Here is an 11648-nt window from a genome sequence, read left to right as displayed (position 1 = left end):
ACATCATCCATTTGGATTTTTTTAATAGACTACTTTATTTTTACCTGTATTTTTACCGATATATAAATTTTGATCGGCTGCGTTAATTAATTCGTTCACAGTTGCATATTGTGTTTTACATTCATGTGTTGCGACCCCAATACTCACTGTAATAAATCCATAGTCACTCGCAGCATGTTGTAAATGCTGATGCTCAATACGAGATTTTAACTTTTCTGCAATCGCTGTAGCTTGTTCGTTTGAATAGTTCGGTAGCACGATGGCGAATTCTTCTCCTCCATAGCGTGCTAGGACGCCTTCTTTGGGTACGACTTTAGACATTTCACTTGCAAGATATTGCAATAATTGATCGCCTTCAATGTGTCCGTAAAAATCATTGTACTTTTTAAAATCATCCACATCCAAAATTAACATGGAGAGCGAAGCATGTTCTTTAATTACTTCCGCAAATGTTTTTTTCATATATTCATTAAAATAATGTCGATTATACACTTGCGTTAGCCCATCACGATTTGCTAGTTCACGTAAACGTTCATTTGCTTCTTCTAACTCTTTTGTACGTTCATAAATCTTTTCGTCTAACAAATGATTCAACTGCTGAAGTTGCTCGTTTAGTTGCAAACGACCTGTGACTTCAACCGAAAATTGTTTACTTAAAAAGAACATTTGAATGATGACATAAAAAGCTGTTGCAGCAAAACTGAGCGGCGGAAGATGCAAAACACCTAATCCATTGAAAAAATCAATTAATACAGCAAGACACACAAGGACAATACCGATTAAGTTATTCATCGCTAAATCATTTTTCATACGTGTAGATTGAATCAAAATCCATCCCATATATGCGAAAAGTGGAATGGTAATTAAAAAAGCATAGAAAAAAGTTTTTTGGAAAATAACAGGAGATAAAAACAATACACATATTAAGACGATTACAACAACGGATTGTGTCATATAAAAAATAAGCGGATTAAATAATTTATTAGAAATATTATAAACTAACCATACAAAGAAGAAAGTAGATAAACAGGTCAATGCATACTCTGCTTTAATCGCCCATAACCAATCAAAATTCGGCCATAAAATAGCATAGATGAATGGTACACCAAATAATGCACGTAATGCGATGGATATGCAAAACACCCCAAATATGTATAAACTATGTGTATAAACATGATATGCTCCGATGAAAATCATAAAAATCCCAACAATTAGAATACAACCAATTAATAATGTATGGATGAATACTTTTGTTGTAATACCTGTCGAAATTGCTTTAGCTGTTCCTAGCGAAAGATTTTCAACAAATCCGCCTCTTATTAAACCATCATTTGAAACTTGCATTGTCACAAAAATGGTTGTACTCTGCGGTGTGAAATAACCGATTGCTGGTACAATTTGACTTTCGTGATAACGTAAATCTGTTGCTACTTTACCTTTTTTAGCGATTTCTTGATTTCCGATGAATAAACGATATGCACTATATTCATAAGGAATTTCGATTGCCATTAGTTGTCCTACAAAACGGCTTGGAATCTTGATATATGTAGAAAATGTTGCAGAAGCATCGTCTCGATTAAATAATCGACTGAATTCAATTGGAATTTTTGTAGTTGGCAATACCATATACGCCTGTTCCATCTCATTTGGCGTACGAATACCTTCTATATACCTCCAATCACCTTCCAAAGATGCCTTATTTTGTTGTGCCAAATATGTATTCAAATTTAAATCGTGTACTTCTTTTTCAGAACTACTGGCAGATGAAGGATCGATTAAGAATATGAAACAGATTAAAAAAATAGCATATAGCCATCTGTAATTCACGCAGTGCCCTCCAGTTCATATCTATTTATTTTTATTAATATGTTAATAATCCCCTACGAAACATACATCGGTTGAAAAGTGTATTTTTTCAGTTCATTTTGAAATTTTTTTTCGTTTATTAAGTATTTTATCACTATTTTCTTCAATTATACGGTAATATTTTTCATTTTTATGTATTAAAAATAAAACAAAAAAACCACCCTTGAAAAGGATGATTTTTAAAATAACTTCATTGTAATATACAGTCCCAGTAATGTTACAAGTAGAATTGGGATTGTACAAATAAACCCAATCTTTATGTAACGAATCCAAGAGATTTGAATCCCTTTAAGTGACAAAACATGAAGCCAAACCAATGTTGCAAGTGAACCGATTGGTGTCATTTTTGGGCCTAAGTCTGAGCCAATTACATTCGCATAAATGAGTGTATCTCGAATAACAGGTGTCGTATTCACTTCTTGAATTGCTAATGACTGAATCATAACAGTTGGTAAATTATTCATAATTGCTGATAAAATAGCCGATAAGAATCCCATACCAATTGTTGCGACGAATAATCCTTGATCTGCTAACCACTGAATCCATGTTGCAACGCCATGTGTCATTCCTGCGCTCCCTAGTCCATACACGACTAAATACATTCCAATCGAAAAGAATACAATATTCCAAGGAGCCATTTTAATTACTTTTGTTGGACTTGAGAATCGATACATCTTCATTTGAACCAACATAATGAATGCAACTGCTAAAACAATAAATGACACAGGAATACCTGTCCATTCACTCGAGAAGTAACCAATTAATAATAATAGTGACATCCACCATGATTGTTTAAAAAGGGATTGATGACGAATCGCATCTTTTGGTTCTGAAATTTGCGTTGCATCATATGTACGCGGAATCGCCTTTTTAAAATACCATAGTAAAATGATGATTGTTGCAAGTAGTGAAAAAAGGTTCGGAATAATCATATGAAGTGCATATTCTGCAAAACCAATTGAAAAATAATCTGCGGCAACAATGTTTACTAAGTTACTAATAACAAAGGGTAATGACGTCATATCTGCAATAAAACCACTTGCGATAATAAACGGGAAAATCATTTTTTCTTTAAAATTCAAATTACGCACCATCGCTAAAACGATTGGTGTCAAAATAAGAGCTGCTCCGTCATTCGCAAAAAATGCGGCAACAACTGCACCAAGTAAACAAATGTAGATATACATGCGAATACCATGACCACGAGCCAGCTTTGCCATATGACGCGCTGACCATTCAAAAACACCGATTTCGTCAAGAATGATTGAAATCATAATAATACCGATAAATGCAAGTGTTGCATTCCACGTAATACCGACAACCGACTTAAAGTCCTCCATATTCACAATGCCTAATAAAAAAGCAATTGCTGCACCGGCACAAGCTGACCAGCCAATCCCTATATTACGTGGTTGAACAATGACAAAAAATAATGTCACGATAAATAATAGTAAAGCAATCCAAAAATCAAACATAATTTCCTCCTACCTATTTTGAACACGATGATGGAATCGTAATAGGTTCTAATTCATCTAGTACAGCTTGTATGACAGGTGATAATGAATCTACTAAACGATAGTAGCGCCATGCTCCTTCTTTTCGCTCTTGAATAATAGATGCGTCTTTTAGTTTTTTCAATTGCTGACTGACAGCAGGTTGTGAAATTTGTAGTAATGGTACAAAATCACAAACACAACATTCTCCATTTTTTAAAGCGGCGAGTAATTTTAAACGATTGGCATCGCTTACTGCCTTTAGCTGTTGAATGAGTTGGTCTTGATTCATCTAACCCCTCCTTATATAAGCATCAACTTATATATTATATGAAAAATCTACTTTTTAAAAGAGATTCAATCAAAAAACAGGTTGGGACATAAGTGCAAAAAAACACATCCCACATGAGCATAAGAAAAACTGGAACCGCGCTATAGCGCGATTCCAGTTTTTCGTTGCGAACGCTAAAAAAGGGAGGTGACTTGTTTTGTCCCAGCCTGTTTCATCTTATAGTAAGCTATATAAACGAATTTCTGGATATTTATCATTGAACCAACGCATTGCAAATTCATTTTCGAATAAGAATACCTTATTACCAAAACGATCATTTACAAGCATACTACGTGGACCTGTCATTGAGTCTTTTACGTCTTCTTCATTTTCAATCCAACGGGCAATTTTCGAACCGATTGGTTGCATAACCACATCTACGTTATACTCATTCTTCATACGATTTTCAAATACTTCAAATTGTAATTGACCAACTGCACCAAGAATTGTATCTTCTGTGTGTAATGTTTTGTAGTATTGAATCGCACCTTCTTGTACTAATTGCTCAATACCTTTATGGAAGTGCTTTTGCTTCATAACGTTTTTCGCCGTTACACGTACGAATAATTCAGGTGTGAATTGTGGTAGTTTTTCAAACTGGAATTTCTTTTTTCCGCCGACAATTGTATCCCCAATTTGGTAGTTACCTGTATCATATAAACCGATAATATCACCCGCTACAGCTTCATCCGCTGTTTCACGGTCGTCTGCTAAGAACGTTGTCGCCTGTGTCACTTTGAATGATTTTGCTGTACGTGTCATCATTACGTTCATACCACGCGTAAATTTACCTGATACGATACGAACGAATGCGATACGGTCGCGGTGAGCTGGGTTCATATTTGCTTGGATTTTGAATACGAATCCTGAGAATTCTTCATCTGTTGGTTCTACAATTGTTTCTTGTTCTGTCAAACGTGGTTGTGGACCTGGCGCAAACTTTAAGTACGTTTCAAGGAATGTTTGCACTCCGAAGTTTGTTAAAGCTGAACCGAAGAATACAGGTGTTAATTGACCTTTTGCAATCGCTTCTTCAGAGAAGTCATTACCAGCTTCATCTAAAAGTAAAATATCGTCTAAAGCTTGTGTGTAGTAAGATGTTTTTGTCATATCGTTCTCAACATCTATTCCACCTTCTGCATTTAAAGGAATGAAGCGATCTTCTTCTTCCGTACGGAATTGTTCAATACGATTATTGTAGCGGTCATAAATCCCTAAGAACTCTTTACCCATACCGATTGGCCAATTCATCGCATATGTTTGAATGCCTAATACTTCTTCTAATTCTTCCATTAATTCTAGTGGTTCTTTACCTTGACGGTCTAATTTATTAATGAATGTGAAGATTGGAATACCACGCATACGACATACTTGGAATAACTTCTTCGTTTGTTCCTCAATCCCTTTTGCAGCATCGACAACCATGACCGCACTATCTACAGCCATTAATGTACGATACGTATCTTCTGAGAAATCTTGGTGTCCAGGTGTATCTAAGATGTTGATACGGCAATCTGCATAATCAAATTGCATAACAGATGATGTAACCGAAATACCACGTTGTTTTTCGATTTCCATCCAGTCAGATGTTGCGAATTTACCTGATTTTTTACCTTTTACTGTACCGGCATCGCGAATCGCACCACCAAAGTATAAAAGTTTTTCTGTAATTGTTGTTTTACCAGCATCGGGGTGGGAGATAATCGCAAAGGTACGACGTGATAAAATTTCTTGTTCTAATGTTGTGCTCATTATTTTGCTCCTTCTACTATCATATATTTTCATAAATGGTTGGTTGAAGGTTTGTCTACATCGGGTATCACCGTTCCTTACCTATGAGTTTGTATATGATTCGTTCATTATTTACGTTTCTAACCTTACAATTATATCAAAATTATCATATGAGAAAAACCCCTAAAGTAAAAGCACATCGAAGTGAACTACTCTCCACTTATAGAAGTGGGAGCTTCTTGGTCAATATACCCAATGGTACAAGTTTACCCAAGCTAATAAGGTAGTCCCTACCTCAAGTTATTACCAAAATTATAGGGCTAATTTCAGTAGATTTATGCTCGCATTTATATCTCTGTCGTGGATTGCGCCACATTCGGGACAAGTCCATTTTCTAAGTGCTAGATTTTTTACATCACTATTTTTATAACCACATTCTGAACAAAGTTGACTACTAGCATAGTTAGATGGAGCAATAACTATTTTTCTACCTTGCCAAGATGCTTTATATTCTAACATTATCCTAAATTCAGCCCAACTAACTTCACTTATTGCCTTAGCTAATTTATGATTTTTTAGCATATTTTTAACTCTCAAATCTTCTAAAACTATTACTTGGTTATCGCTAATAATTTTAGTTGATAATTTGTGTAGAAAGTCTTTACGTTGATTGGCTATTTTTTGATGTAGTTTAGCAACCTTTAATCTTGCTTTATATCTGTTATTACTTCCTTTAGTTTTTCTGCTCAAATCCTTTTGTAATTTAGCTAATTTCTTTTCAGATTTTCTAAGATTTTTAGGGTTGTCATATCTATCGCCATTGGAACATATAGCAAATTCCTTTAACCCAAGGTCAATGCCTATTTTATTATCATTCTTTGGTAGTTGACTATTTTCAGTATCTACTAATATTGAAATATAGTATTGATTGCTTGGTGTTTTAGATATAGTTGCAGATTTAATCAATCCTTTGAATTGCCTATGCAAAACTATTTTTATCTTAGATTTTAACTTAGGTATTTTTACATATCTCCCATCTATCCGAATAGTTCCCTTTTGATTATTAGTTGTATAACTAAATCTATTCGTTTTTTTAGACTTGAATTTAGGAAATCCTATGGACTTATCTCTAAAGAAGTTTTTATATGCTTTATCTAAATTCATTTGTGCATTAGCTAAAGCTAAACTATCTACTTCTTTTAACCACTCATATTCTTTCTTGTATTGAGCAGGTGTAGGGTATTTCATAGCTTTATTATCTAAATCTTTATTTTCTTCATAAGATTTAATTCTATCTGCTAACATTTTATTATAGATAAATCTAGTACAACCAAAGACTTTAGCAAGATATAATCTTTGTTCACTTGTTGGATATATCCTATACTTATAGGCTTTAAGCATTATCTCACCCCCTGTTTTTCAATATATTTTCTTACTACTTCAATAGGTGCTCCACCAGCAGTTAGTAAGCAATAACTTCTACTCCAAAAATATTCTTTCCATAACTGTTTTCTTATAGATGGATATTCCTTTTTTATAAGTCTACTACTTGCAGACTTATAAGCATTAAGGAATTTAGATATTTCTGTATTTGGTGTACCTCTGAATAGTAAGTGAACATGGTCTTTATCGTGATTCCATTCTTCTAAAGTTACATTATACTTAGGTGAAATATACTCAAATATTTCCTTTAATCTATTGGATATATCATCATCAATTACTTTTCTACGATATTTTATAACCAATACTAAGTGATATGATAACTTGAATACTGAATGGTTATTAGTGTCTAAATCCATTGATATTCCTACTTTCTATCCTTTACTACTGATTATACTGTACTTCTATCGTTGACTGTCGTCAAGTGCTATCCATCTCCCACTTTAGAAGTGGGAGAATTTCGCACAATTAGGTTAAAAAAGAAGTTGTGGCTTATTTCAACCACAACTTCTTTTGAATCTTACATACCGAATTTTTCTTTTGCTGCAATCAGCGCAATTTCTGCATCGCTATGTGGATACTTTGTATCTTCAATAATTTGATAATCTTCATGACCTTTACCAGCGAATAAAATTAAATCACCTGGTTCCGCAATTTCTACTGCATGGCGAACTGCTTCTGCGCGGTCACCAATACATGCATAGTTATCATGTGTCATACCTTTTTCTAAATCACCTACAATTGAATCATATGCTTCATAGCGTGGATCATCCGTTGTTAAAATAACGTAATCAGCCATTGAAGCCATGCGTGCCATGTCTGGACGTTTTGATTTATCACGATTACCGCCTGTACCGATGACAAAAATTAATTTTTTCTCTTTGTATGGCATAGCTGCTGTAATCGCTTTTTCAATTGCATCTGGCGTATGTGCATAATCGACAAAAATTGAAATTGGTAGTTTGCCTGTCTCAATTTTTTGCATGCGTCCTTTAATCGGCATCATATGTTCAAATTGTTGAATAATATCATCTAATGCGTAACCTTTACAATAAAGAGCTGCTGTTGCGGCTAACATATTGTAAACATTGAATTCACCAAGTAACTTCAATTCGACGTGTTTTGTACCTTCTGGTGTTTTCATATCGAACTCTGTATGTTCATCATGGTATTTAATATTTAATCCTTGGAATACAGCGTTGTCATCATGAATCGCATATGTCCAGATTGGATAAGGTGTTAACCCAGCATATGTTTTAGACCATGGATCATCTGAATTTAATACGGCATGTTTATCTTTTTCAAGGTCTTGTCCAAGTTGAGAGAATAACATTCCTTTGGCGTTACCGTAGTTTTCCATTGTACCGTGGAAATCTAGATGATCATGCGTTAAATTTGTAAAGATTGCAACGTCGAATTCAACGCCTGCTAAACGACCTAATACAAGTCCATGTGAAGATACTTCCATAATCATGCCACGACAACCTTCTGCTTTAGCACGGAAAATCATTTGTTGTGTTGTCAATGCATCACTTGTTGTATTCGCTGAATCGTACATAACACCATTCAAGTTAAAACCGATTGTGCCAGATAGTGCTGAACGTACACCTAGTCCTTGTAAAACATTTTGAATCATTGTCGCAACAGACGTTTTACCATTTGTACCTGTTACACCAAACATCGTTAAATCTTTTGAAGGATAATCGAAGAATTTTGCTGCGAGTAAACCAAGTGCGCGACTTGTGTCTTCTACAACGACTTGTGCGACATCCCCTGTTAAATCAAGTACATGATCGACTACAACAATTGTTGCACCTTGATCCACTGCTTGTTGTGCAAAATCATGTGCATCGACTGTGTAACCTTTAATACAGATAAAAATGGTTTTATCTTGTACATTGCGTGAATCGATGGCAATATCTTTAATATTTTCTGGTAATGTTCCGATAATTTTTTTAATCGGTAAACATTGTAATAATTGTGTTGCTTGCATATTATGCTTCCTCCTCTTCATCTACCATTGGCGACATCACATATGCATAAAGTAAATCTGCTGTATGACGTAAAGAATCCATATGCGTTCGCTCATAGGCATGAGAAGATTCAATACCTGCACCGAATAAAGCATGACGAACATCTGCCCCTGCTTTAATCGCAGCCGAGGCATCTGATCCATAATAAGGGTAAATGTCTAGCTTATAATCAATTTGATTTGCTTTTGCAAGTCGCACAAGTTGTTGTGTTAATTCATAGTGATAAGGGCCACTCGAGTCTTTTGCGCAGATGGATACTGTGTATTCATCTGTTTGTTGCCCGTCACCAATTGCCCCCATATCAACTGCAATGTACTCGACTGTTTTTTCTGGAATATTTGAATTACCACCATAACCAATTTCTTCATTATTTGAAATATAAATATGTGTTGTATAAGGTAATGTGATTTGTTTTTGATGTACATACTTTACCAGTTCAATTAATAATGTCGTACTCGCTTTATCATCTAAATGACGTGTTTTAATGAAGCCTGTATCTGTTTGTTCAAAACGATTGTCGAATGAGACAAAGTCACCTACTTCAATTCCAAGTGTGCGCGTATCGTCTGCATTTTTCACTCTAGCATCTACACGTACTTCGATATGTTTTTCATCGCGTGGTAAACTACTTGCACCGCGATATACGTGTACAGATGTTTCGTGCATTAAAATCGTTCCACGAATTTCTTCGCCAGACGCTGTATGAATTGTACAATACTCACCTTCTACTGCATTCCAATTAAATCCGCCAATCATCGATAAAGATAAGCGACCTGAAGACTTCACTTCTTTTACCATAGCACCTAGTGTATCTGTATGTGCTGTTAATAAACGATGACGTTCATCGTTCTCACCTTTCAGTGTCACAATTAATGCGCCTTTATTCGTTCGTGTATAAGGAACACCGATTTCGTCGAAAATTGTCGCCATCACTTGCATGATTTTTTTCGTGTACCCAGTAGGGCTCGGTGTGTTCGTTAGTTTTTCTAGTAAAGCAATTGTTTCAGTCTCATTAAAAATACTCAATTTAGAAAGCCCCCTCTTATATTTATTCCATAATATCAGAATATGACATTTTCCGACACCGTCAAATACTGTATGATAGATGTATTAATCGATTCGAGGTGTTTTTTCATATGAAGCACACTACTTCTAGTTTACGTAAACGGAATAAAATTGTGTTATTTATTATTATGACAAGTATTTTTCTATATACGGTTCTAATGGCAACTGGATTTGCTAAGGGGCTTCATAGCTTTCCCTGGCTCTCTCTCATGCTTTGCGCCACAGCGTATTTACTTTATCAACTTCGCGTGAACGATTTAGTCGTTTGCGGCTTTATTGTTATGACAATTAATGTTCTACTCGTACATACAATTTATGAATCTCAAAATATTTACTCATGTATTCTACCAGTTTTAGGACTTTTTATTGTCTCAATTTATCAATCAGCCTACTTGAATGCGGCGATTATGGTCGTCTTTGCAGCTGAAATAGGTTGGTTGATATATGCACAATATCCAACACTAATGGAAACATTCGGACAAACGAATTTAGTTGTATTATTGATTATACTCGCATTTTTATGTGCGACAAGCCTTATTCAAGGGTACTATTTTAGTATTTCTTACCGAAATATCGAAACAAAAAACGATCAAATAGAACAGGAATTCTTATCAAAAGAAGGGTATTTAAAACTATTTTTTGAAAATGCAAAAGATAGTATGGCTGTATTTGATTTGAATAATGACGTTATTGCAGTTAATCCTGCTTTTGAAAAGTTATACGGTTGGGATATGAATGAGTGTATTGGTAAACAACTGCCAATGGTACCAACAGGACAATTTGAAGAATCACGCGATCGAATGGCACGCATGCTGAATGGTGAAAGTTTTGATTTACTCGAAACTGTTGATATGCGTCGAGATGGTACATTATTTGATGCGGAAGTGACATTATCTCCGATTTTCAACCATGATGGTGAAATTATCGCTACATCTGTTATTACGCGTGATATTTCTTATCGTAAAGAAGCTGAGAGATTGCTCGTACAATCTGAAAAGCTCGATTTTGCTCAAGGCATGGCTGCAACTGTAGCACATGAAATCAGAAATCCATTAACGGTTATTTCAGGCTTTACGCAGATGATGCAACAAGATAAAGATTCTCCACATGCCTACTTTTATGGCTTAATTGACGAAGAAATTAAGCGAATTGATTTAATCATTAATGAATTCTTAATTTTAGCTCGTGAAAAAACAGATACTGAAAAAGAAGTTTTTGACGTACAAGAAATTTTAAGAGCTATGCTATTATTCTTTAAACCAAATATGCATGCCAATGAAATTGATTTAGAATCTCACTTGAACGATCAACCTGCTGTTATCCATGGCTATCCAAATAAATTGCGTCAAGTATTTATTAATATTTTTAAAAATGCTTTAGAGGCTATTGGTACAAATGGGAATATAATCGTTTCAAGCAGCATCATTGAAGAACAATCTGTACAACTTGTCATCTCTGATAGCGGTTGTGGTATGTCCAAAGAAACCGTTGAAAAAATGTTCGAACCCTTCTTTACAACAAAAGATCAAGGGAATGGTATTGGCATGATGGTAACTTATGATATTATTCAAGAACATAAGGGAAAGATTCATGTAACCAGTGAACCAGATTTCGGAACGACCATTACGATTACATTACCGCTCGCACAACAAAACGAAGTATAAAAAAGAGCCTGAGACAAAAGTATTT

Annotated in this window: 9 protein-coding genes; 1 reads left to right on the top strand and 8 read right to left on the bottom strand. The window is 34.9% G+C overall.

Going from position 1 to position 11648, the window contains the following annotated elements; all coding sequences use genetic code 11:
* Window positions 1–21: 21 nt before the first annotated feature.
* The 8 genes from QN089_RS02875 to QN089_RS02840 form a co-directional block, all read right to left on the bottom strand.
* Window positions 22–1827 (bottom strand): sensor domain-containing diguanylate cyclase, encoded by a 1806-nt coding sequence (locus QN089_RS02875; protein ID WP_285215926.1) that lies wholly within the window; start codon window positions 1825–1827, stop codon window positions 22–24.
* A 218-nt stretch (window positions 1828–2045) separates the two neighbouring features.
* Window positions 2046–3341, bottom strand: a complete 1296-nt coding sequence (locus tag QN089_RS02870) for an arsenic transporter (protein ID WP_285215925.1) — start codon at window positions 3339–3341, stop codon at window positions 2046–2048.
* 13 nt (window positions 3342–3354) lie between these two features.
* The gene (locus QN089_RS02865; protein WP_068455333.1) at window positions 3355–3651 is read right to left on the bottom strand and encodes an ArsR/SmtB family transcription factor; all 297 of its coding nucleotides are present in this window, start codon (window positions 3649–3651) and stop codon (window positions 3355–3357) included.
* A gap of 216 nt (window positions 3652–3867) precedes the next feature.
* Entirely contained in the window at window positions 3868–5442 is a 1575-nt protein-coding gene (locus tag QN089_RS02860) for a peptide chain release factor 3 (RefSeq protein WP_068455336.1), read from the bottom strand.
* Between the two features lie 291 nt (window positions 5443–5733).
* Window positions 5734–6822, bottom strand: coding sequence for an IS200/IS605 family element RNA-guided endonuclease TnpB (gene tnpB / locus QN089_RS02855; protein WP_141274421.1), 1089 nt, complete (start codon window positions 6820–6822; stop codon window positions 5734–5736).
* Window positions 6822–7220, bottom strand: coding sequence for an IS200/IS605 family transposase (gene tnpA / locus QN089_RS02850; RefSeq protein WP_141274422.1), 399 nt, complete (start codon window positions 7218–7220; stop codon window positions 6822–6824). Before tnpA ends, tnpB begins: the two co-directional genes overlap by 1 nt.
* Window positions 7221–7381: 161 nt before the next feature.
* Window positions 7382–8854, bottom strand: a complete 1473-nt coding sequence (locus QN089_RS02845; protein WP_068455339.1) for a UDP-N-acetylmuramoyl-L-alanyl-D-glutamate--2,6-diaminopimelate ligase — start codon at window positions 8852–8854, stop codon at window positions 7382–7384.
* Window position 8855: 1 nt separating this feature from the next.
* A complete protein-coding gene (locus QN089_RS02840; RefSeq protein WP_285215924.1) occupies window positions 8856–9920 on the bottom strand; it encodes a M42 family metallopeptidase in 1065 nt (354 codons plus the stop codon).
* 110 nt (window positions 9921–10030) lie between these two features.
* Here QN089_RS02840 and QN089_RS02835 point away from each other — a divergent pair, with 110 nt between their 5' ends.
* Complete coding sequence (locus QN089_RS02835; protein WP_082701466.1) at window positions 10031–11623, top strand: two-component system sensor histidine kinase NtrB; 1593 nt, start codon at window positions 10031–10033, stop codon at window positions 11621–11623.
* Window positions 11624–11648 lie beyond the last annotated feature (25 nt).

This window comes from Kurthia sp. YJT4 (assembly GCF_030219945.1).
Taxonomy (GTDB): Bacteria; Bacillota; Bacilli; order Bacillales_A; family Planococcaceae; genus Kurthia; species Kurthia gibsonii.
This window is presented reverse-complemented; position numbering and strand designations above follow the sequence as displayed.

Coding starts and splice junctions, on each gene's coding strand:
- QN089_RS02835 (WP_082701466.1), top strand. CDS start 10,031: ATGAAGCACACTACTTCTAGTTTACGTAAACGGAATAAAATTGTGTTA.
- QN089_RS02870 (WP_285215925.1), bottom strand. CDS start 3,341: ATGTTTGATTTTTGGATTGCTTTACTATTATTTATCGTGACATTATTT.
- QN089_RS02845 (WP_068455339.1), bottom strand. CDS start 8,854: ATGCAAGCAACACAATTATTACAATGTTTACCGATTAAAAAAATTATC.
- QN089_RS02865 (WP_068455333.1), bottom strand. CDS start 3,651: ATGAATCAAGACCAACTCATTCAACAGCTAAAGGCAGTAAGCGATGCC.
- tnpB (WP_141274421.1), bottom strand. CDS start 6,822: ATGCTTAAAGCCTATAAGTATAGGATATATCCAACAAGTGAACAAAGA.
- tnpA (WP_141274422.1), bottom strand. CDS start 7,220: ATGGATTTAGACACTAATAACCATTCAGTATTCAAGTTATCATATCAC.
- QN089_RS02860 (WP_068455336.1), bottom strand. CDS start 5,442: ATGAGCACAACATTAGAACAAGAAATTTTATCACGTCGTACCTTTGCG.